The sequence below is a fragment of the Delftia sp. SD018 genome, assembly GCF_017355445.1.
GTDB classification, from domain to species: Bacteria; Pseudomonadota; Gammaproteobacteria; order Burkholderiales; family Burkholderiaceae_C; genus Comamonas; species Comamonas acidovorans.
Genome location: NZ_JADDRN010000008.1, coordinates 35,240 through 55,215, shown reverse-complemented (window position 1 = coordinate 55,215; position 19,976 = coordinate 35,240). Strand labels below are relative to the sequence as shown.

Genomic DNA, 19,976 nt, shown 5'->3' with positions numbered 1-19,976 from the left:
AGTTTTGCCTGCCTTGCGCAGCCCCTGCCGACCCGGGGCAGGGCAAACGGGGCGGGCAGGCGTCAGTCGCTGCCCACGCCGCCGGCGGCAAAGACCGGGCCGCGCGTGCCGGGCACCCAGCCCGGGTAGGTTTCCATCACTTCGGCGAACAGGGCCGAATCGATCCAGCGCTGCAGCCAGGCCTGCAGGTGCGGCCAGGGCTGCTCGTTCCATTGCGACTCGTCGATGCGCGCGTACTGGCGCACGAAGGGGCGCAGGGCCATGTCGGCCAGGCTGGGGTTCTGGCCGAACAGGTAGCCGGTGGCCTCCAGCTGGTCGTCCAGCTCGGCCAGCCAGGTCAGGGCATCGGCCTGGGCGTGGTTGACCTCTTCGGCCGTATAGCGCTCGGGGTACTTGCAGCGGTCCAGGGCGTGCTTGAAAAAGCCGTCGTTGCGCTCGATCAGCGCCAGCATGTCCGGCAGCGAACCGCTGGTCGGTGCCAGCCAGCCATCCGGGTCATTGGCGCGCAGCGCGTGCAGCATGACATCCAGGCTCTGCTCGATCACGCGGCCGTCCTCCAGCACCAGCACGGGCACCGTGCCCTTGGGCGATGCGTCGAGCAGCGCCTGCGGCTTGTTGCGCAGGTTGATTTCGCGCAGCTCGCAGGCCAGGCCGGCATGGGCCAGCGCCAGACGGGCGCGAATGGCGTAGGGGCAGCGGCGAAACGAGTAGAGAACCGGCAGGGTCTGGGTCATGGAGCGGGGACGGGGCTAGGGGCCAAAAGCGGCAGATGATAGCGCCGGGGCCAAAGTCAGGCGGCCTGCGGGTCTTGCCGCGGGCGTCCGTGGCTATTGCAGCTGCGCCAGCAGCCATTGCCTGAAGGTCTTGAGCGCCGCGCTGGGTGCGCGCGAGCGCAGATGGGTCAGCCAGTAGGCGCCCGTGTCCACCTCCTGCTCGAAGGGGCGCACCAGCCGGCCCTGCTGCAGCAGGTGCTGGAACATGCGCGCCGGCAGCAGGGCCACGCCCGCACCCTGGGCCGCCGCCTCGGCCAGCGTCAGCGAGGAGTCGAACATGGCCCCGCGCGCCAGCGGCGCGCTCTGGTCCAGCGTGGCAAACCAGCTCTCCCACTCCTGCAGGCGGTACGAGCGCAGCAGCGTCTGCCCGGCCAGGTCGGCCGGCTGGCGCAGGCGCTGGGCCAGGGCCGGGGTGCACATGGGCGTCAGCGGCGCGCGCAGCAGCAGCTCGGCGCGCGTGCCCTGCCAGGCGCCGTCGCCGAAGCGCACGGCCGCATCCAGCCCTTCACCGGCCAGGTCCACGCGGTTGTTGTGCGTGAGCAGTCGCAGGTCGATGTAGGGGTGCTGCTGCTGGAACTGGCCCAGCCTGGGAATCAGCCAGCCGATGGCGAAGGTGCCGACCACGCCCACGGTGAGGATCTCGCGCGGGCGCGGTTCGGCCACCTGCTGCAGCGAATGCTCTATGCGCGCAAAGCTCTCGGCCACGGCAGGCCACAGCGCATGGCCCTCGTCGGTCAGCGCCAGGCCGCGCGGCAGGCGCCGGAACAGCGGCTTGCCCAGGCGCTCCTCCAGGTTGCGGATGTGCTGGCTGACGGCGGCCTGGGTCACGCACAGCTCGTCGGCCGCCCGCGTCAGGTTGAGATGGCGCGCGGCCGCATCGAACATGCGCAGGGCATTGAGGGGCAGTTGCATGGTGAGCCAATAGTTTTTCTAAGGGATGCTGCCAATTATTCACGCTGGTCGCAGATTGGGCGCGGCGCTATCGTTGCGTTTGTCGATCTGCAACTGAAAAGGAAAAACAATGCAAAGACGCGATTTTCTGATGACGGGCGGCGCGGCCGTCTGGATGGCGGCCGGGCTGGCGGGCTGCGCCCTGCCATCAAAAAAACAGGGGGCTGCCGACCAGGCCTTCAGGACCGAGCTGGCGCGCATCGAGAAAAGTGTGGGCGGCCGGCTCGGCGTGGCCGTGCTGGAGGCGGAGTCGGGCGCCAGCGTGGACCACCGCGGCGATGAGCGCTTTGTCATGTGCAGCACCTTCAAGCTGCTGCTGGCCGCCCAGGTGCTGGACCGCGTGCAGCAGGGCGATGAGCGCCTGTCGCGCCGCGTGCACTACGCCAGCTCCCGGCTGGTTCCCTACTCGCCGGCCAGCGGCCCGCGTGCCGGTGATGGCGGCGGCATGACCATCTCCGAGCTGTGCGAGGCCGCCGTGGTGCTCAGCGACAACACCGCCGCCAACCTGCTGCTGGACGCCAGCGGCGGCCCGCAGGCGCTGACGCAGTGGCTGCGCGCCAGCGGCGACGAGACCACGCGCCTGGACCGCATGGAGCCCGAGCTCAACGAAGGCCTGCCCGGCGACGAGCGCGACACCACCACGCCCCTGGCCATGGTGCAAAGCATGCAGCGCCTGCTGCTGGGATCGGTGTTGGACGGCCATGGCCGCGCCCTGCTGCAGCAGTGGCTGGTGGCCAGCCGCACGGGCGACAAGCGCCTGCGCGCGGGCATGCCGGCCGGCTGGCGCGTGGGTGGAAAGACGGGCACCGGCGATCGCGGCACGGCCAACGATGCCGTCATCGCCTGGCCCACGCCGCAAAGCGCACCGCTGCTGGTGACCGGCTACCTCACCGAATGCCCGGCCGACGCGCCACAGCGCGATGCGGCGCTGGCAGCGGCCGGCAAGGCGGCCGCACGCTGGCAGGCAGCAGTGCAAGGCTAAGTTGCGCCACCATGTCGCTTGATTTGGGCGATTTCAGAAAATTGGCGCGGCCTGAAGACGAGAGACACCGAGGAAGGGCCTGGGCCGGCCGCGCCGCCCCCGCACCGAGGGTGTCGCCGGCCGCCCATATGCCCCCCTCGTGAGGGGGAAGGCGCACAGCGCCTCAGGGGGTTACAACTTCTTGACCAGGACCTGACTTTTGCGGTCCCAGTTGTACTTGGCCTTGCGCGCCTCGGGCAGCCAGTCGGGGTCCACGGGCTGGAAGCCGCGCTTGATGAACCAGTGCATGGTGCGCGTGGTCAGCACGAACAGGCTGTCCAGGCCCTGGGCCTTGGCGCGCTGCTCTATGCGCTTGAGCAGCTTCTCGCCATCGCCCGTGCCCTGGCTCTTGGGCGAGACGGTGACGGCCGCCATCTCGGCGGTCCGGGCGCTGGGGTAGGGGTAGAGCGCGGCGCAGCCGAAGATCACGCCATCGTGTTCGATGATGGTGTAGTGGGCGATGTCGCGCTCGATCTCGGTGCGGCTGCGCTTGACCAGGGTGCCGTCCTTCTCGAAGGGCTCGATCAGCTGGATGATGCCAGCCACGTCGTCGGGCGTGGCCTCGCGCAGCTCTTCCAGCTTCTCGTCGATGATCATGGTGCCGATGCCGTCGTGCACATAGATCTCCAGCAGCAGCGCGCCGTCGATGGCGAAGGGCAGGATGTGGCTGCGCTCCACGCCGTGCTCGCAGGCATGCACGCAGTGCTGCAGGTAAAAGCCCGTGTCCGTGGGCTGCTCGGGCGTGGGCAGCTCGGCCAGCATGCGGCGGGCCGTGGCCAGCGGCAGCTCGGTGTCGATGGGGTTGGTCTCGTCGGCCGGGCCCGTGGGGTCCATGCGGATGCCCGGCACCTCGGTCATGAAGATCAGCTTGTCGGCCTTCAGCTCGATGGCCACGCGCGTGGCCACCTCTTCCATGCTCAGGTTGAAGGCCTCGCCGGTGGGCGAGAAGCCGAAGGGCGACATCAGCACCATGGCATCCATGTCCAGGGCGCTGCGGATGCCGCTCACATCGACCTTGCGCACCAGGCCCGAATGCTTGAAATCCACGCCGTCCACGATGCCCACGGGCCGCGCCGTGAGGAAGTTGCCCGAGATCACCCGCACCCGCGCGCCGGCCATGGGCGTGTTGGGCAGGCCCTGGCTGAAGGCGGCCTCGATCTCGTAGCGCAGCTGGCCGGCGGCTTCCTGGGCGCAGTCCAGCGCCACGGAGTCGGTGATGCGCACGCCGCGCGAGTACTGGGCCTCGTGGCCCTTGGCGGCAAGCTGCTCGTTGACCTGGGGACGGAAGCCATGGACCAGCACGATCTTCACGCCCATGGCCTGGATCATGGCCAGGTCCTGGACGATGGAGCTGAGCTTGCCCGATGCGATGGCCTCGCCCGTCAGTCCCACCACAAAGGTCTGGTGTCGGAACTTGTGGATATAGGGAGCCACGGACCGGAACCAGGGGACGAAGGTGAAGTTGAAGACGGTGGACATGGTGGTCAGTCGGGGCATCGGGCCGATGCCGGGCAGAAAAAAAAGGCCTGCGGACAGGTCCGCCAGGACATGCTCGCGCAGGCAGGCGCCAGTGTAGCGGCATGGCGCGGCACCTGCGCACAGAAATGGGATGGAACGCCAAGCAAATCGGCCCTGCTGCACAGTGCCGGGGGCACAAGGCACAGGACCTTGTCCGACGGTAGCCCGCCTGCAAGCCCGTGTAAGCTTCGCCACCATCGGTGAACCACGCAAGGCGCCCCCATTCATGCCATTGAGCGCTTCCATGTTTTTTCCGTTGCTTGCGCGGCCCGCGCGCCTTGTGCCGTGGCTGGCGGCGCTGGGCATGGTCGCAGGGGCGGCCCAGGCGGCAGGGGAGGCTCCGGCCTCCCAGGCCGCCGCCGCGATGAGCTTCGTGCAGGCCCGCCAGGCGCTGCTGCAGGCCTCCGACCAACTGGCCGCCTCGGCCAAGGCCGTGGAAAGCGCGCGGCTCAGACGCCAGGGTACGCAGGGGCTGGGCGGGCCTTCCGTGGCCATCACGGGCCTGGGCTACCGCTACTCGGCCAATGCCGACATCGATCTCGATCCTGCGCGGCGCACCCTGGACGGCGTCCTCGGCCAGCTGCCGCCCTCGGTGGGGCCGGCCATTCCCTCGCTGCCGCAACTGCCCACCTCCTATGCCTTGCAGCGCAAGAGCACGAATGCCTCGGCCAGCCTGTCCCTGGTCTGGCCGCTGTACCTGGGCGGCCTGTCCGATGCGGTGCGCAGTGGCCTGGACGCTGCCACCGACGAAGCCCTGGCCGATGCCGCCAGCAGCAGCCACGCCCTGCATTCGCTGCTGGTGCAGCGCTACTTCGGCGCCCAGCTGGCCGAGCGGGCCGCACGGCTGCGCGAGCGTGCGCTTGAAGGCGTGCGCGTGCATGACACGGCCGCGCAAAGCATGCTCAAGGCGGGCGTGATCTCCCGGCTGGAGCGCCTGCAGGCCCGTGCCGCGCTGGCCGACGCCGAGCAGCAGGCGCGCAAATCGCGCGACGACGCAGACCTGGCCGCAGCGGCGCTGGCGCGCACGGTCAAGGCGCAGCGGCAGGTGCTGCCCAGCACGCCGCTGTTCGTCAGCAGCCGACCCTTGCCGCCGCTGGACGGCTTCGTCACCGCGGCCCAGTCGCACCATCCGGGTCTGGACAAGGTGCAGGCCAAGAAGCGCCAGGCCGAGTCGCTGCACGATGCCCAGGAGGCGCTGCGCCGGCCGCAGCTGCTGGCCTTCGGTTCGCGCGAGGTCAACACCAGCGGCAAGCCCAACTGGGTGGCTGGCGTGGCCGTGCGTTGGACGCTGTGGGACAGCATCGACCGCGATGCGCTGGCCGCCTCCTCGCAGCGCAAGATCGAGCAGGCCGAGCTGACCCAAGCCCAGGCGCTCAGCGACATCGCGCTGCTGGTCGAGAAGAACTGGCTGGGCGTGGAGCAGGCACGCCGCCAGTACCAGGCCCAGCAGGCCCAGGAGGATCTTGCGCGCGAGCTGCTGCGGCTGCGCGAGGCCGGCCTGCGGGAAGGCACCAGCACCACGCTGGACCTGATCGATGCCAGCCTCAATCTCGCCAAGGTCCAGACCCAGCGTGCCGAACTGGCCAACCAGTATGTGCAGGCCCTGGCCGCACTGCTGGAGAGCACGGGCCAGAGCGAGGAATTCGACCGATTCATGGCCCAGGCCGACATACAGATCCCACCCGACGCACCATGAGCACAGCCACGCCCGACCATCCCCGCAGCGCCCCCGAAGCACCCGGCCCCGCGCCCGTGCCGCCGGGGCGCAGGCGCCCCTGGCTGGCCCTGGCCATCGTGCTGGCCGTGCTGCTGCTCGTGGCCTGGGGCTTTTGGCGTGCGGCGCAGCCCGCCCCCCTGTATTTCCAGGGCCAGATGGAGGCACGCGAGACCGACATCGCGCCCAAGGTCACGGCGCGCATCGCCAAGGTGCGCGTCACCGAAGGCCAGAAGATCCAGCCCGGCGATCTGCTGGTGGAGATGGACAGCCCCGAGGTGCGCGCCAAGCTGGCCCAGGCCGAGGCCGCGCGCGATGCCGCCCAGGCCCAGGCCGACAAGGCGCAGGCCGGCGCACGCCCGCAGGAAGTGCAGATGGCGCGCCTGAACTGGCAGCGCGCCCAGACGGCCGCCGACCTGGCCCAGACCTCGCTGCGCCGCGTGCAAAGCCTCTTTGACCAGGGACTGGTTGCGGCCCAGAAACGTGATGAAGCCGATGCCAACTGGCGCGCCTCGCGCGACCAGGCGCTGGCTGCACGTGCGCAGTATGAAATGGCGGCTTCGGGCGCGCGCCAGGAGGATCGCAGCGCCGCCCAGGCCCAGGCACGCCAGGTGCAGGGCGTGGTCGCCGAGGTGGAGGCCGCGCGTGCCGAGACCGAGCTGCGCAGCCCCGTGGGCGGCGAGGTGGTCCAGGTGCTGGCCCGCCAGGGCGAGCTGTCCCCGCAGGGCGTGGCCGTGGTCACCGTGGTGGACCTGGCCGACCAGTGGGTGGTGCTCAATGTGCGCGAGGACCAGCTTGCACGCTTTGCCCAGGGCAGCCGCTTCACCGGCCGCCTGCCGGGCCTGGACAACCGTGAGGCCGGCTTCGAGGTCTACTACCTGGGTGTGCTGCCCGACTTCGCCACCTGGCGCGCCACGCGCGCCGGCCAGGGCTTCGATGCGCGCACCTTCGAGGTCCGCGCGCGGCCGCAGCAGCCCATTGCAGGCGCGCGGCCCGGCATGAGCGTGGTCGTGGAAGGCGGCCGTTGAGCGGCCGGCGTCAGTGAGCGCGAACCCGCCCACGGCCTTTGCCGCCAGCCTGCGGCGCGAATGGCGTCTGCTGCGCGGGCGGCCCTGGGACCTGGCCATGGTCAGCTGGGTGCCGCTGCTGGCGCTGCTGCTCATGGTCTGGATCTTCTCGGCAGGCCTGGTCCAGCGCCTGCCCGTCGCCGTCTGGGACCAGGACCACAGCGCCCTGTCGCGCCAGTTGGTGCGCATGCTGGGCGCCACGCCGGGCCTGGCCGTGCAGTCGCAGGCGCTCAATGCCTCCGAGGCGCAATGGGCGCTGCAGTCCATGAATGCCTACGCCGTGGTGCAGATCCCGCCCGGCTTTGCGCGCGACATCAAGCGGGGCCAGGGGGCCGACGTGGTGCTCATGCACAACGCCCAACTGGCCACGCACTCCAGCCTGATCCAGCGCGACCTGCGCCAGGTGGTGGGAACGCTGTCGGCCGGCGTGGAAATGCAGGCCCGTGCCAAGCGCGGCGACCCGGCCCAGGCGCTGCGCGTGCGCATGGAGCCCATACGCACCAACCTGGTGTCGCTGTTCAACATCTCCACCAACTACGAGCAGTTCCTGGCGGCGGCGCTGATTCCCGCGCTGCTGCACATCCTGGGCATGACGGCCGGCGCCTGGTCCGTGGGGCGCGAGCTGCGCGACCGCACGCTGGGCCAGTGGATGGCCGAGGCTGCGGGCCCGGCAAAGCCCGGCTGGAGCGCCATTGCGGGCGCCTTGACGGGCAAGCTGGCGCTGTCCTGGGCCAGCCTGGGCCTGGGCGGTACGCTGGCCATGCTGTGGCTCACGGCCGGGCGGGGCTGGCATCCGGGGCAGGGCGGTGCCAGCCTGGCCTGGGTGGCGCTGGCCCTGCTGCTGCTGATCGCCGTGAGCCTGGCGGCCGGGGCGCTGCTGGCGGCGCTCACGCTGTCGCTGCGCACGGCGCTGTCGGGCGCGGGCCTGCTGTCGGCGCCGGCCTTTGCGTTCAGCGGCGTGGGTTTTCCGCTGCTGGCCATGCCGGATTCGGCGCGTGCCTGGGCCCTGTCCATGCCCTATACCCACTATGCGCGGCTGCAGATAGAGCAGCTGCAGATGGGCGCGCCCATCGTGCAGAGCCTGCCCGTGGTGGCCGGGCTATTGCTGGCCGCGCTGGTGTTGCTGTTGCTGGCCACGGCAGGCCTGGCGCGCGGCCTTTCCCGCCCCGACAAATGGGGAGGGCGCTGAGATGGCCAGGGGCTTTGCGCATGACTTCATCAGCGCCCTGCGTGCCGTGCTCGGCGATGTGGGCGTGCTCATGCTGCTGGTGGGCGCGCCCGTGCTCTACGGCTTCTTCTATCCCTGGTTCTATGGGCAGGAGGTCGTGCAGCGAGTGCCTGTGGCCGTGGTGCAGCACGACGGCAGCGGCCTGGCGCGCCAGATGCTGCGCTTTGCCCAGGCCAGCCCGCGCATCGAGGTGACCCTGGTCACGGGCGACGAGGCCCAGGCGCAGCAGGCCCTGCTGGATGGCCGCGTCATGGGCTACGCGCTGCTGCCGCGCGACCTCAAGCGCCGCGTGGTGCGCAGCGAAGAGGCCGTGGTCCCCGTCTATGCCAACGGTGCCTACCCGCTGGCCGCCAAGCAGGTGCAGTACGGCTTTGCCGAAGCCTTCGGCACGGTCTCGGCAGGCGTGGAGCTGCGGCGGCTGACGGCCGGCGGACAGAGCGCACTGCAGGCCCAGGCCAGCCGCTCGCCCGTCAACCTGCAGATGCAGGCCCTGTTCAATCCGACGGAAGGCTACGGCAGCTTCGTCGTCGCCGCCGTGGCCATCATCATCCTGCAGCAGACCCTGCTCATGGGCGGCGCGCTGCTGGTGGGAACCTGGCGCGAGCAGGGATTGGACAGGGCGCCGGCACGCACCTGGCTGGCGCGGCTGCTGGCGCTGTGCACGCTGGGCTGGCTCTCGGGCCTGTACTACTTCGGCTGGATCTTCGTCTGGCACGACTATCCGCGCGGCGGCAATCCCTGGGGCGCGCTGGCGCTGCTGGCCGTCTTCGTCCCGGCTGTGGCGGGAGCGGCGGCGCTGCTGGGCTGGTGGCTGGCCAACCGCGAGCGTGCCATGCAGGTGGTGCTGTTCACCTCCATCCCGCTGGCCTTCGTCGGCGGCTTCAGCTGGCCGGCCGAAGCCCTGCCGCAACTGCTGCAGGCGCTGCGCTGGCTGTCGCCCAGCACGGCCGCCATCCAGGCCTCGCTGCGCCTGAACCAGGCCGCCGCCCCGCTGGAGGCGGCGCTATGGCATCTGTCCGTACTGCTGGCCCTGGCGCTGCTGGGCTGGGTGGCCGTGCTCTGGCTGGGAAGCCGCCGTGCGGACCCTGGCGATTGACCGGTCGGGGCTTCAGGCCGGCGCGTCCGCGCCGCGACCTCGTCCCTGCACGGCCAGCATCAGCAGCACCACGCCCACGATGGGCAGCAGCCAGGTGTTGATGCCGTCCCAGCCGGCCGTGTGCAGCAACTGGCCCGAGCCGAACGAGGCCACGGCCACGGTGCCGAAGACCAGGAAGTCATTGAGGGCCTGCACCTTGGCGCGCTCGGCAGGGCGGTAGCACTCGGTCACCATGGCCGTGGCGCCGATGAAGCCGAAGTTCCAGCCCACGCCCAGCAGCACCAGGGAGCCCCAGAAGTGCAGCAGCTCCAGCCCCATCAACGCCATCAGGGCCGAGGCGGCGATCATCACCAGCCCCAGCGCCGTGATGCGGCGCTTTCCAAAGCGCGCGATCAGCCGGCCCGTGAAGAAGCTGGGCGCGAACATGGCCAGCACATGCCACTGGATGCCCAGCGCCGCCTCGCCCACCGTGTGGCCGCAGCCCACCATGGCCATGGGCGCGGCCGTCATCAGAAAGGCCATGAGACCGTAGCTGACCACGCCGGCCGAAGCCGCCACGATGAACTGCGGCGTGCGCGCAATCTCGGCCAGCGGCCGGGCCTCGCCCGCCACGGCGCGGGCCTGGGGCGGCGGCAGCTTCAGGCCCAGCAGCAGCGGCAGGGCCAGCAGGGCGAGAACGGCCTGGCTGTAGAAGCTGCCGGCGAACGGCGTCATGGGCAGGGCGTCGCGCGTCCAGATCACCACCTGCGGGCCGATGATGGCCGCGATCAGCCCGCCGATCATCACGCGCGAGATGGCGCGCGCCTGCTCGGCGGGGTCGGTCATGGCGTCGGTGGCCGCGAAGCGGTAGCTCTGCACGCAGGCCGCGTAAAAGCCCGCCAGCGCGGTGCCGATGCAGAAGGTCACGAAATCGGAGTGCGCAATGCCCTGGGCGGCGATCACGCCCGAGACCACGCCCAGGATGGCGCCCAGCACATAGGCCGTGCGCCGCCCCATGCGCTGCATCAGCCAGGCCGCGGGCAGCGTGGACAGCGCCAGGCCCAGCTGGTAGATGCTGACCGGCAGCGTGGTGGCCGTGGGATTGGTGGACAGCTGCTGCCCCACCAGGCCGCCCAGCGAAATGATGATGGGCGGCGACGCGCCCCCCAGCGATTGCGCGGCCACGAGCAGGCCGAGGTTGCGGCGCTGCAGCGCTGGAGTGTGTTGTTCTGGTGTCATGGCTTGTGCGGCGGAAAGACCGCATCTTCACCGAAAAGCATGAGGGCTGGGTTAAGCGTTGTTCCGTGTGCCAGCCCTGTCCAGGCGCTGCTGGAGCAGGGATTTGCTGTACGCCTCCTGGAAGATCTGGTGGATCAGCTCCCTGAACCATTTGTGCCCCGCATCATGGTCGTTGCGCGGATGCCAGACGGCGTCGATGGACAGGGCCAGCTCGGGCAGGGGCATGGGGCGCGCCACGCAGTTGGAGCCGGACAGCACGCTGTGCATCCAGTGCGCGGGCATGGCGGCCACCAGGTCGGTGGATTCGATGACGGGCACCATGCCCAGCCAGGTGGGCACCTGGAACATCACGCGCCGCGCCAGCCCGCGCTCGGCCAGGAGTTCGTCCACGATGCTGCTGCCTACACCCGTGACCTTCAGGTGGCCCTGCTCCAGGTATTTCTCCAGCGTGAGCGGGGAGGCGGCGGCCGGATGGTCCTTGCGCATCAGCACCATCCACTGGTCGTCCAGCAGGCGGCGTGACGCCGACAGCACCGAGCGACCGCGAGAGACGGAAAGGCGGATTTCCACGCCTTCGTACTCGACGCGGTCCGAGGGCTGGCGGCCGTCGAAGGACTGCACCGACAGGCTGATGCCCGGCGCCACCGCACGCAGATGGATGCACAGCTGCGGGAGCAGCAGCACACCCACGTAGTCGGACAGGCGCAGGTGGAAATTGCGCCGCGCCGTGGCCGGATCGAAGCCCTTGCTGACCTCGATGGCGCTTTCGATCTCGCTGAAGGCCTTGCGGAAGCTGCGCGCCAGGCGCACGGCCTCGGGCGTGGGCGACATGCCGTCGGCCGTGCGCAGCAGCAGCGGGTCGTTGAACTGGGTGCGCAGCCGGCGCAGCGCATGGCTGACGGCCGAGGAGGTGATGCCCAGCCGCGCGGCGGCCTTGCCCACGCTGCGTTCTTCCACCAGGGCCTCGAAGATCACCAGCAGGTTGAGGTCAATGCTGCGCAGGTTAACCGGAGCCCGGGGCGCGCCGTCTGCATGTTGAATGCTGTTCATTTTGATGATGACAAAGATGAGCTTGACTGAATTTTACGTGCGTCACGACAATGCACCAGCTTTGAAATGAATGCCCATGAATTCACCCAGTTTCAACCGCTGTGCCGGTGATTGCGACGCAGTCGAAAATCCAGCGGAACAATATCTGTTTCCGGAAAATTCCTGCGATACCCATTTCCATGTATTTGGTCGTTCCGATGATTTTCCGTTGATTGCGGAACGCGCCTATACACCGGCCGTCGCGTCCATGGACGATTATTGGAAAGCCTTTCGCCCATTGGGTGTGGACCGCTGCGTTCTGGTCCAGCCCAGCGTGTATGGCCGCGATCACGGCCTTCTCAAGCAGACGCTGCGCCATGCCGAGGCGGGCCGCATGCGTGGCGTGGCCGTGATCTACGAGGACACGCCGGAGGCGGAGATCGAAGCGCTGCACGCCCTGGGCGTGCGCGGCGCACGGTGCAATGCGCTGTTTTCGGGCGGGGTCTCCGTCTCCAGCCTGCAGGCCGTGGCCGACCGCATCCGGGGCCTGGGCTGGCATGTGCAATTGCTGGTGAACGTGGATGAAGACCCTGGCCTGGCGCAGCGCGTGGCCGACATGGGCGTGGCCGTGGTGGTGGATCACTTCGGCCACCCGTCGCGCCAGTTGGGCGCCGGCGGGCCGGGCAGCCGCAACCTGCAGGCGCTGATGAAGGAAGGGCGGGCCTGGGTGAAGTTCTCGGGCGCCTACCGGATATCGGCAACGGCATCGGCCGTGGACCCGGCCGTGGTTCCCATTGCACACGCCCTGGTGCAGGCCAATCCGCACCGGATCTTATGGGGGTCGGACTGGCCGCATCCCGGAATAAAGGCCCGTTCGAATTCCGCTGGCGAATTGGCGCAGGCATTGGTGGATTGGGTTCCAGAGGAATACAGGCACACGGTATTGGTCGATAACCCCGCACGCCTGTATTGGGGTCATTGATTTTCAAATAGCAGGAGACAGAGAAAATGAATCGAATCACATCGGGCCGCAGAGGCTTTATCCGCACGGCGGTATCTTTCGCGGCGCTGGCTGCGGCATCGGCTGCATCGGCAGTGCAGGCGCGCGCATTTCCCGCCAAGCCGCTCACGCTGGTCGTGCCCTTTGCGCCGGGCGGCAATGTGGACATCGTGGCCCGCACGCTGGGCATTCCGCTGGCCCGGCATGCGGGGCAGTCCGTGATCGTGGACAACCGTGCGGGTGGCGGTGGTGCCGTGGGCTCGGGCTGGGTGGCGCGCGCCGAGCCGGACGGGCATACGCTGCTGGTGGCCACGCCGGGCCAGTTGGGCACCTTGCCCGAGATGATCAAGCTGCCCTACCGCGCCGACAGCTTTGCGCCCATTGCCGTGGTCAGCCGCACGCCCGTGGTCGTGGTGGTGCGCGCCAACGACGCGCGCTTCAAGACCGCTGCCGATTTCATCAAGGCGATGAAGGCCAAAGATGGCAGCGTGACCGTGGGCCATGCCGGGCCGGGCTCGCCCAATCACCTGGCCGTGCTGCAGCTGGAAGATGCCGTGAAGGTGCGCGTCAATCCCGTGCCCTACAAGGGATCGGGGCCGGCCCTGGTCGATTTGATCGGCGGGCAGATCGACGCCGTGGTGGACCAGATCACCAGCTCCACGCCGCATATCAAGAGCGGCGCCCTGCGCGCGCTGTTCGTGCTGGGGCCGCGCGCCGGGGGCGGGCTGGCCGATGTGCCCGACCTGGCCCAGCTGGGCCTGCCGGTGTTCGATGCCACCACCTTCGTGGGCGTGTTCGCGCCCAAGGGTGCGCCCACGGCCAGCGTGGACAGCCTGTATGGCTGGATCTCCCAGTCTGTGGCCGACTCGGAGTTCAGCCGCCTGATCCGCGAGCTGGGCAGCGAGCCCTTCCCGGCCAGCGCGGCCGTGCTGCAGCGCCTGGTCAGCGAAGAAGCCGCGCTGGCGGCGCGGCTGACCCGGCAGGGGCGTCTGCGCGCGGAGTAGCCGCCGCGCGCACTTTCCCGATCCTCTAGTACCCGGCCGCCAGCCCGTCGCGGCGCGGGTCGCTGGCGATCTGGTAGCCCTCCACGGCGGGATCGCCCATGCGCCAGATGAACTGGCCGGCACCGAAGTCCTGGTAGGGGTCGTGGATGACCTCCACCTGGTGGCCCAGCGCCTGCAGGCCGGCGATGGTGGCCGGCTCCATGCCGCCTTCCACGTTGATGGCCAGGCCTTCGTTGACGCGCCAGCGCGGCGCATCGCAGGCCGCCTGGGGCGACTGGCGGTAGTCCAGCATGCGCACCACAGTCTGCATGTGGCCCTGGGGCTGCATGTTGCCGCCCATGACGCCGAAGCTCATCACAGGCTGGCCGTCGCGGGTCAGGAAGGCCGGAATGATGGTGTGGAAGGGGCGCTTGCCCGGGCCCACCAGGTTGGCGCGGTTGGGGTGCTGGGGGTCGGTGCCGAAGCCGTGGCCGCGGTTTTGCAGGCTGATGCCGAAGGTCGGCTCCACCACGCCCGAGCCAAAGCCCGAGAAGTTGCTCTGGATGAAGCTGACCATCATGCCGTTCTCGTCGGCTGCCGTCAGGTAGATGGTGCCGCCGCGCACGGGGTTGCCGGCCTTGAAGTCCTGCGCACGGCGGGGATCGATGAGCCTGGCGCGCGAGGCCAGGTAGGCGTCGTCCAGCATCTGTGCGGGCGTCACCTCCATGTCCGCGTCGGCCACGTAGCGGTAGATGTCGGCAAAGGCCAGCTTCATGGCCTCGATCTGCAGATGCTGGGAGGCCACGCCATCCACGGGCAGGCTGGCCAGGTCGAAGTTGGACAGAATGCCCAGCGCGATCTGCGCGGCAATGCCTTGCCCGCCCGGCGGGATCTCGTGCAGCGTGTGGCCGCGGTAGTCCTTGGCCAGCGGCTGCACCCATTGCACCTCGTGCGCGGCCATGTCGGCCATGCCCAGGCAGCCGCCGTGCTGCTGCACGAACGAGGTCACGGCCCGGGCAATCTCGCCTTCATAAAAGGCCTTGCCGAGCGTGGCACCAATGGCGCGCAGGGCGCGCGCTGCGGCGGGAAAGCGGAACAGCTCGCCCACCTCGGGCGCGCGGCCCCGGGGCAGGAAGCTTTCCCTGAACCCCGGCTGCGATTGCAGCTCGGGCGCGCCTGCGGCCCATTTCTGCTGGACCACGGGCGGCACCAGGTAGCCGCGCTCGGCGATCTCGGCGGCCGGCTCCATCAGCGCGTCAAACGGCAGCTTGCCGAAGCGCTCGTGCAGGGCCACCCAGGCGCTGACGGCGCCCGGCACGGTGATGGAGTCCACGCCCCGGCGCGGCGGCTTGTCCTGGCGGCCATAGCGCTGGTGGAAGTACTCGGGCGCCCAGCCCTGTGGTGCGCGACCGCTGGCGTTGAGCCCGTGCAGTTCCTTGCCATCCCAGAGGATGCAGAAGGCGTCCGAGCCCAGGCCGTTGCTCACCGGCTCGACGATGGTCATGGCCGCCGCCGCCGCAATGGCCGCGTCCACCGCGTTGCCGCCTGCCCACAGCATGCGCAGTCCGGCCTGCGCCGCCAGCGGGTGTGATGTGGACACGGCATTGCGCGCGAACACGGGCACCCGCCTGGAGTCGTAGGGGTTGCCGGGAGTGAAGGGAGAGGAAGAGGCGTGCATGAAAGAACCTGCCTCAGTCGGCGGTGATGCCCATGGTCTTCACGTCACGGCTCCAGCGCGTCAGCTCGCGGTCGATCTGCTGCTTGAAGGACTTGGGGTCGCTGGTCTCGGGGTCCAGGCCCTGGGCCTCGAACTGGGCCTGCACTTCGGGGCGCTCCATGATCTTGCGCACTTCCTGGGCCAGCCGCTCGACGATGGCCGGGTCCGTGCCGCCCGTGGTGAACAGGCCGTACCAGGACGTGAAGGCATAGCCGGGCAGGCCGGCCTCGGCGACGGTGGGCACGTTGGGCAGGTTCTTGACGCGCTGCTTCGTGGTCACGGCCAGGATGCGGGTCTGGCCGGTCTTGGCCGAGGTGATGGCGGGCGGAATGCCCGAGAAAATGGCCTGCACCTGGCCGCCCGACACATCGGTGATGGCCGGGCCGTTGCCGCGGTAGGGCACGTGCACCAGGTTCACGCCGGCCTGCTGCGCGAACAGCGCGCCGGCCAGGTGCAGCGTGGAGCCGTTGCCCGACGATGCGTAGTTGATGCTGCCCGGTGCCTTGCGCGCGGCCTCGATCATTTCCTGCACCGTCTTGTAGGGCAGGGCGGCGTTCACCAGCAGCGCGTTGCCGGACTCGGCCACCAGGGTGATGGGCTCCAGGTCCTTGCGCGGGTCGAACGACAGCTTCTTGGCCAGCACGGGCGCCACGGTGTTGCTGCCGATGGAGCCCAGCAGTAGCGTGTAGCCGTTCTTGGGCGCCTTGGCCACCACTTCGCTGGCGATCAGGCCGCCCGCGCCGCCGCGGTTCTCCACCACCACGCTCTGGCCCAGGCGCTGCTGCAGCTCCTTGGCCAGGATGCGGGCCACGATGTCGTTGGCGCCGCCGGCGGCAAAGCCCACCATGATCTTCAGCGGCTGCGAGGGCCAGGCATCGGCGGCGGGCGCGGCCCAGCCGGGCGTGGTGCAGGTCAACAGGGCGGCGCAGCAGACGAGCAGGCGGCGGGACACGGGTGCAGGCATGGAGATCTCCAGAAATCCGGGAAGTGGGAGGGTGTGATCAGGACGATCGGCTATCGGTTGCCAGCGATTTTGATGATAGAAACTGTTTGGTGAAAGCTGGAATTTCTTACGAATCTTGAAAGCAAAACTTTTATGCCAAGCCTGCGCATTCTTCGCACTTTTCTGGCCGTGGCGGCCGAGGGGTCCTTCACCGCGGCAGGCCAGCGCGTGGCGCTGACCCAGGTGGCCGTGGGGCTGCAGATGCGCACGCTGGAAAACGACCTCAAGCGCAAGCTGTTCGCGCGCCAGGGCAAGCTGGTCACGCTCAATGAGCAGGGCCGGGCGCTGGTGCCCATTGCCACCCAGCTGGTGGCGCTGTACGAGCAGGCCAAGCACGGCACGCGGGCCGACGCACCGCTGGCCGGCACCGTGCAGTTCGGCTCCATCGTCTCGGCGCTGAGCCAGCTGGTGCGCGCCACGCTGGAGCTCAAGCGCCACCATCCGGCGGTGGACCTGCATGTGGTCTCGGGCAAGTCCAACCGGCTGATCGCCCAGGTGGAGAACCATGAGCTGGACGCGGCCGTAGTGGTCTACAACCCGGCCATCAAGCGCCCCTCGCTGGTCTGGACGCCGCTGTATGCCGAGCCCATGGTGCTGCTGGCGCCGCGCGCCGCCCGGCCCGCGGCGCCCGCCGACATGGTGGAGCGCTATCCCTTCATCCGCTTCGACCGCACCGAGCACACAGGCGAGCTGGTGGAGCGCACGCTGCGCCGCCTGCGTGCCAAGCCCCAGGAGTTCCTGGAGCTCAACTCCATCGAGACCATCGTGGAGCTGGTGCGCGACGGCATGGGCGTGGCCATGCTGCCCAATCTGGCGCGGCATGGCTGGGAGGGCGACCCACGCCTGCGCGTGCTGCCCATTGCCCAGACCGCCGAGAGCCGGCAGATCGCCCTGGTGCAGCTGCGCACGGCGGCGCGCGCCGAGATCATCACCGCCGTGGGCCAGCAGTTCGTGGCGGCGCTGGCGGTGCCGGCCTGAGCGCGGCGCTGTGGGTGTTGCGCCGATCCGCGTGTCTTAAATTGCGTATTGCGCGAGCCCGTGGCCCATGGACCAGTTCTCCTTGTCCACCTCGACCAGGTTGACGAACACGTCCTCGGGCCGCAGGCCCGGGCTTTCGACCAGCAGCTCGGCGATGCGGCTAAACAGCGCCTTCTTCTGCTCCAGGCTGCGGGTGTTGCTGACCGTGAGCTGCACCAGCACCAGATCGTCGCTGCGCGCCACGCCCAGGTAGGAGGCGCCGTAGCGGAAGTTGTCGCCGTCATGCTCGGTGATGGTCATGAACTGGTCGTCCTCCGGCACGTTGAAGGTCTCGCGCATGGCGCGGTAGAGGCTGTCGCAGATGGCCTGGCGGTAGGCGGGGGACTTGCCGGCGCGCATGTTGATCCGGGTCATGGGCATGGTGTGGCTCCTTTGCGTTGCGTTGAGTTGCGTTGCTTTGCGTTGTGGGAGCCTCGAAGGTAGGCCGTGCCAGCTATTTTGAAAAGCCATGATTTCTGATATCAGTAATAATGAATTGCAATGATTCAACGACCCCTTGACCTGGATGCCGTGCAGAGCTTCGTGCACATCGCGGAGCTGGGCAGCTTCACGCGCGCGGCCGAAGCCATGCAGACCACGCAGGCCGCAGTCAGCCTCAAGCTCAAGCGGCTGGAGCAGCGGCTGGGCTGCAGGCTGGTCGAGCGCACGCCGCGCCACGTGCAGCTGTCCGCGCTGGGTGCCGACTTCCTGCCCCATGCGCGCGAACTGTTGCAGGCCCATGAGCGCGCACTGGCGCTGGCCGTCAGCACGCGCCAGCGGCTGACCATCGGCATCAGCGACCATGTGGCCGGGCCTGAGCTGCCGGCACTGATCGCCCGCATGAATGCGCAGGACCCGCAGCTGCTGATCGACATCCGCATCGCATCGTCCGGCCCGCTGCTGCAGGGGTTTGACCGGCGTGAGTACGACACGGTGATCGTTCGCACGCATGCCGGGCGTGACGACGGCGAGCTGCTGGCCGAGGAGCCTTTCGGCTGGTTTGCCGCGCCCGGCTGGCAGCACCGCGCGGGCGAGCCCCTGCCGCTGGCCACGCTGGCCGAGCCCTGCGGCGTGCGCGCCATGGCCGGGCAGCTGCTGGATACGGCGCGCATGCCGTGGACCGAGGTGTTCGTGGGCGGCGGCGTGGCCGCTGTCTCGGCCGCCGTCATGGCGGGGCTGGGCGTGGCCGCGCTGGCGCCGCGCATGCTGGCCCTGGGCGCCGTGGACGTGGGCCCGCGCCTGGGCCTGCCCACGCTGCCGCGCCTGCCCGTGCTGCTGCACACCCGCGTGCGCGAAGGCCGGCCGCGCGCGGCGCTGGATGCGCTGGGCGCCGCCTTCAAGTCCGCCGTGCGTGGCTAGCAGCCAACAATCGGCCCGGCATGGCGCGCAGCCGCTTGTGCCTGCGGGCCAACGGGCGATAGACTCGCACCCCTCCCATCCACCCTCACCCTTTCGAGGTGCACCATGCCCCGCCGCACAGCTTCCTGCTGAACGACTTCGTCACACGCTGATCCTGGCCTTGCCACGGATGTCTTTTGCGTGTGCGCTGCGGTGCGTGGCCTTTTGAGGGCTTGCGGCTGACCGTCCGGTTTGCGGACGGCCCCGACAGTCCTGCCATCTTCCCCTTCGACAGCCTGCCGGCCCGGCCACCACGGGCCAGGCCGCGCTGTCGCTGCATCCCCTGCATTGCGGCGCCTGGCGTCGTCGTCGGCTTTCCCCGCCCCATGGCATGTCGCCGTGGGGTGCTGCATCGTTTTCGGAAAGCACGACATGACCCCATCCATTGCCCAAGGCGCTCACTTTCTTTCGAGCGTCGAGATCCTCAAATACCCCCGCACGCCGCACCTGCGCGGCTCGCGCCTGCAGTCCGGTGACCAGGACGACGCCGTGCCCTATGAGCGGCTGGCCGGCCGGCACATCGTCGTCGAGGAAAAACTCGACGGCGCCAACGCCGCGCTGAGCTTTGCCGGCGACGGCCAGCTGCTGCTGCAGTCGCGCGGCCACTACCTGGACAGCGAGCGGCCCGGCGGGCGCGAGCGCCAGTTCAACCTCTTCAAGCAATGGGCCCAGGCCCATGAGGGCGCGCTGCTGTCCCTGCTGGACGACCGCTACCAGGTGTTTGGCGAGTGGATGTACGCCAAGCACTCGCTGTTCTACGACGCGCTGCCGCACTGGTTCTGCGAGTTCGACATCTGGGACCGCTCGGCGCAGTGCTTCCTGGACACACCGCGCCGCCATGCCCTGCTGGCCGGCGTGCCCGTGGTCTCGGTGCCTGTGCTCTACAGCGGGGCGGCGCCCCGGCGCATGCAGGACCTGCTGGCGCTGCTGGCCCCCTCGCTGGGCCGCAGCGCGCGCTGGCGCCAGGCCTTTGAGCAGGTGGTGGCCCGCCAGAAGCTGGACCTGCCGCTGTGCTGGCGGCAGACCGACGGCTCCGAGCTGGCCGAGGGCCTGTACCTCAAGGTGGAGGAGGACGGCCAGACCGTGGCGCGCTACAAGTTCGTGCGGCCGGACTTCGTGCAGGTCATCCTCGACTCGGGCTCGCACCACAGCGAGCGGCCCATCGTCCCCAACGGGCTGCGCGAAGGCGCAGACATTTTTGCGGCCGATATTTCAAAAAGCTGGTGAGGCCTGCAGCGCAGAC

The 19,976-nt window shown here is 69.3% G+C and carries 18 protein-coding genes; 10 read left to right on the top strand and 8 right to left on the bottom strand.

From position 1 onward, the window contains the following. Window positions 1-62 precede the first annotated feature (62 nt). Together INR38_RS10325 and INR38_RS10320 are read right to left on the bottom strand one after the other, a co-directional pair. A complete protein-coding gene (locus INR38_RS10325; protein ID WP_013801706.1) occupies window positions 63-734 on the bottom strand; it encodes a glutathione S-transferase in 672 nt (223 codons plus the stop codon). 93 nt (window positions 735-827) lie between these two features. After that, window positions 828-1,685 carry a LysR family transcriptional regulator gene (locus tag INR38_RS10320; protein ID WP_016448249.1) on the bottom strand — a complete coding sequence of 286 codons (858 nt, stop codon included), beginning with the start codon at window positions 1,683-1,685 and terminating at the stop codon, window positions 828-830. A 109-nt stretch (window positions 1,686-1,794) separates the two neighbouring features. Here INR38_RS10320 and bla point away from each other — a divergent pair, with 109 nt between their 5' ends. Beyond that, on the top strand, window positions 1,795-2,706 hold the full coding sequence (gene bla, locus INR38_RS10315) for a class A beta-lactamase (protein WP_063325733.1): 912 nt from the start codon (window positions 1,795-1,797) through the stop codon (window positions 2,704-2,706). Between the two features lie 171 nt (window positions 2,707-2,877). On the opposite strand, the gene argA is transcribed toward bla, so the two are convergent. Further along, the gene (gene argA, locus INR38_RS10310; RefSeq protein ID WP_012206372.1) at window positions 2,878-4,224 is read right to left on the bottom strand and encodes an amino-acid N-acetyltransferase; all 1,347 of its coding nucleotides are present in this window, start codon (window positions 4,222-4,224) and stop codon (window positions 2,878-2,880) included. Window positions 4,225-4,507: 283 nt separating this feature from the next. Between argA and INR38_RS10305 the strand changes: the two genes are divergently transcribed. Genes INR38_RS10305 through INR38_RS10290 form a run of 4 tightly spaced genes read left to right on the top strand, consistent with a single transcriptional unit; the run spans window position 4,508 to window position 9,368 of the window. Next, on the top strand, window positions 4,508-5,959 hold the full coding sequence (locus INR38_RS10305; protein WP_207443659.1) for a TolC family protein: 1,452 nt from the start codon (window positions 4,508-4,510) through the stop codon (window positions 5,957-5,959). Continuing rightward, a complete protein-coding gene (locus tag INR38_RS10300; RefSeq protein WP_013801710.1) occupies window positions 5,956-7,005 on the top strand; it encodes an efflux RND transporter periplasmic adaptor subunit in 1,050 nt (349 codons plus the stop codon). Before INR38_RS10305 ends, INR38_RS10300 begins: the two co-directional genes overlap by 4 nt. A gap of 13 nt (window positions 7,006-7,018) precedes the next feature. Continuing rightward, a complete protein-coding gene (locus tag INR38_RS10295; RefSeq protein WP_207443658.1) occupies window positions 7,019-8,233 on the top strand; it encodes an ABC transporter permease in 1,215 nt (404 codons plus the stop codon). A gap of 1 nt (window position 8,234) precedes the next feature. Beyond that, window positions 8,235-9,368: an ABC transporter permease gene (locus tag INR38_RS10290; protein ID WP_207443657.1), complete on the top strand. Its 1,134-nt coding sequence runs from the start codon at window positions 8,235-8,237 to the stop codon at window positions 9,366-9,368. A 12-nt stretch (window positions 9,369-9,380) separates the two neighbouring features. Here the strand turns inward: INR38_RS10290 and INR38_RS10285 are convergent, their stop codons facing one another. Together INR38_RS10285 and INR38_RS10280 are read right to left on the bottom strand one after the other, a co-directional pair. Next, the gene (locus tag INR38_RS10285; RefSeq protein ID WP_207443656.1) at window positions 9,381-10,586 is read right to left on the bottom strand and encodes an MFS transporter; all 1,206 of its coding nucleotides are present in this window, start codon (window positions 10,584-10,586) and stop codon (window positions 9,381-9,383) included. Between the two features lie 51 nt (window positions 10,587-10,637). Continuing rightward, window positions 10,638-11,636 carry a LysR family transcriptional regulator gene (locus INR38_RS10280; protein ID WP_207443655.1) on the bottom strand — a complete coding sequence of 333 codons (999 nt, stop codon included), beginning with the start codon at window positions 11,634-11,636 and terminating at the stop codon, window positions 10,638-10,640. Window positions 11,637-11,706: 70 nt separating this feature from the next. Between INR38_RS10280 and INR38_RS10275 the strand changes: the two genes are divergently transcribed. Further along, on the top strand, window positions 11,707-12,597 hold the full coding sequence (locus INR38_RS10275; RefSeq protein ID WP_099752808.1) for an amidohydrolase family protein: 891 nt from the start codon (window positions 11,707-11,709) through the stop codon (window positions 12,595-12,597). A gap of 26 nt (window positions 12,598-12,623) precedes the next feature. Next, window positions 12,624-13,619, top strand: a complete 996-nt coding sequence (locus tag INR38_RS10270) for a tripartite tricarboxylate transporter substrate binding protein (RefSeq protein ID WP_043822806.1) — start codon at window positions 12,624-12,626, stop codon at window positions 13,617-13,619. A 25-nt stretch (window positions 13,620-13,644) separates the two neighbouring features. Here INR38_RS10270 and INR38_RS10265 read toward each other — a convergent pair whose 3' ends face one another. Further along, window positions 13,645-15,276 carry a gamma-glutamyltransferase family protein gene (locus INR38_RS10265; RefSeq protein WP_207443654.1) on the bottom strand — a complete coding sequence of 544 codons (1,632 nt, stop codon included), beginning with the start codon at window positions 15,274-15,276 and terminating at the stop codon, window positions 13,645-13,647. Between the two features lie 13 nt (window positions 15,277-15,289). Then, window positions 15,290-16,279, bottom strand: a complete 990-nt coding sequence (locus INR38_RS10260; RefSeq protein WP_207443653.1) for a tripartite tricarboxylate transporter substrate binding protein — start codon at window positions 16,277-16,279, stop codon at window positions 15,290-15,292. Between the two features lie 132 nt (window positions 16,280-16,411). On the opposite strand from INR38_RS10260, the gene INR38_RS10255 reads away from it, so the two are divergent. After that, window positions 16,412-17,296: a LysR family transcriptional regulator gene (locus tag INR38_RS10255; RefSeq protein WP_043822811.1), complete on the top strand. Its 885-nt coding sequence runs from the start codon at window positions 16,412-16,414 to the stop codon at window positions 17,294-17,296. Between the two features lie 36 nt (window positions 17,297-17,332). Here the strand turns inward: INR38_RS10255 and INR38_RS10250 are convergent, their stop codons facing one another. Further along, the gene (locus INR38_RS10250; protein WP_207443652.1) at window positions 17,333-17,716 is read right to left on the bottom strand and encodes a tautomerase family protein; all 384 of its coding nucleotides are present in this window, start codon (window positions 17,714-17,716) and stop codon (window positions 17,333-17,335) included. 120 nt (window positions 17,717-17,836) lie between these two features. Between INR38_RS10250 and INR38_RS10245 the strand changes: the two genes are divergently transcribed. Together INR38_RS10245 and INR38_RS10240 are read left to right on the top strand one after the other, a co-directional pair. Further along, window positions 17,837-18,694 carry a LysR family transcriptional regulator gene (locus INR38_RS10245; protein ID WP_012206359.1) on the top strand — a complete coding sequence of 286 codons (858 nt, stop codon included), beginning with the start codon at window positions 17,837-17,839 and terminating at the stop codon, window positions 18,692-18,694. A gap of 411 nt (window positions 18,695-19,105) precedes the next feature. Further along, window positions 19,106-19,960, top strand: a complete 855-nt coding sequence (locus INR38_RS10240; RefSeq protein WP_012206358.1) for an RNA ligase family protein — start codon at window positions 19,106-19,108, stop codon at window positions 19,958-19,960. Window positions 19,961-19,976 lie beyond the last annotated feature (16 nt).

What these genes read in the sequence shown, in the direction of transcription:
- argA (WP_012206372.1), bottom strand. Translation starts at nt 4,224, where the DNA reads ATGTCCACCGTCTTCAACTTCACCTTCGTCCCCTGGTTCCGGTCCGTG.
- INR38_RS10305 (WP_207443659.1), top strand. Translation starts at nt 4,508, where the DNA reads ATGTTTTTTCCGTTGCTTGCGCGGCCCGCGCGCCTTGTGCCGTGGCTG.
- INR38_RS10260 (WP_207443653.1), bottom strand. Translation starts at nt 16,279, where the DNA reads ATGCCTGCACCCGTGTCCCGCCGCCTGCTCGTCTGCTGCGCCGCCCTG.
- INR38_RS10280 (WP_207443655.1), bottom strand. Translation starts at nt 11,636, where the DNA reads ATGAACAGCATTCAACATGCAGACGGCGCGCCCCGGGCTCCGGTTAAC.
- INR38_RS10325 (WP_013801706.1), bottom strand. Translation starts at nt 734, where the DNA reads ATGACCCAGACCCTGCCGGTTCTCTACTCGTTTCGCCGCTGCCCCTAC.
- INR38_RS10285 (WP_207443656.1), bottom strand. Translation starts at nt 10,586, where the DNA reads ATGACACCAGAACAACACACTCCAGCGCTGCAGCGCCGCAACCTCGGC.
- INR38_RS10255 (WP_043822811.1), top strand. Translation starts at nt 16,412, where the DNA reads ATGCCAAGCCTGCGCATTCTTCGCACTTTTCTGGCCGTGGCGGCCGAG.
- INR38_RS10265 (WP_207443654.1), bottom strand. Translation starts at nt 15,276, where the DNA reads ATGCACGCCTCTTCCTCTCCCTTCACTCCCGGCAACCCCTACGACTCC.
- INR38_RS10245 (WP_012206359.1), top strand. Translation starts at nt 17,837, where the DNA reads ATGATTCAACGACCCCTTGACCTGGATGCCGTGCAGAGCTTCGTGCAC.
- INR38_RS10320 (WP_016448249.1), bottom strand. Translation starts at nt 1,685, where the DNA reads ATGCAACTGCCCCTCAATGCCCTGCGCATGTTCGATGCGGCCGCGCGC.
- INR38_RS10250 (WP_207443652.1), bottom strand. Translation starts at nt 17,716, where the DNA reads ATGCCCATGACCCGGATCAACATGCGCGCCGGCAAGTCCCCCGCCTAC.
- INR38_RS10300 (WP_013801710.1), top strand. Translation starts at nt 5,956, where the DNA reads ATGAGCACAGCCACGCCCGACCATCCCCGCAGCGCCCCCGAAGCACCC.
- INR38_RS10270 (WP_043822806.1), top strand. Translation starts at nt 12,624, where the DNA reads ATGAATCGAATCACATCGGGCCGCAGAGGCTTTATCCGCACGGCGGTA.
- INR38_RS10275 (WP_099752808.1), top strand. Translation starts at nt 11,707, where the DNA reads ATGCCCATGAATTCACCCAGTTTCAACCGCTGTGCCGGTGATTGCGAC.
- bla (WP_063325733.1), top strand. Translation starts at nt 1,795, where the DNA reads ATGCAAAGACGCGATTTTCTGATGACGGGCGGCGCGGCCGTCTGGATG.
- INR38_RS10240 (WP_012206358.1), top strand. Translation starts at nt 19,106, where the DNA reads ATGACCCCATCCATTGCCCAAGGCGCTCACTTTCTTTCGAGCGTCGAG.
- INR38_RS10290 (WP_207443657.1), top strand. Translation starts at nt 8,235, where the DNA reads ATGGCCAGGGGCTTTGCGCATGACTTCATCAGCGCCCTGCGTGCCGTG.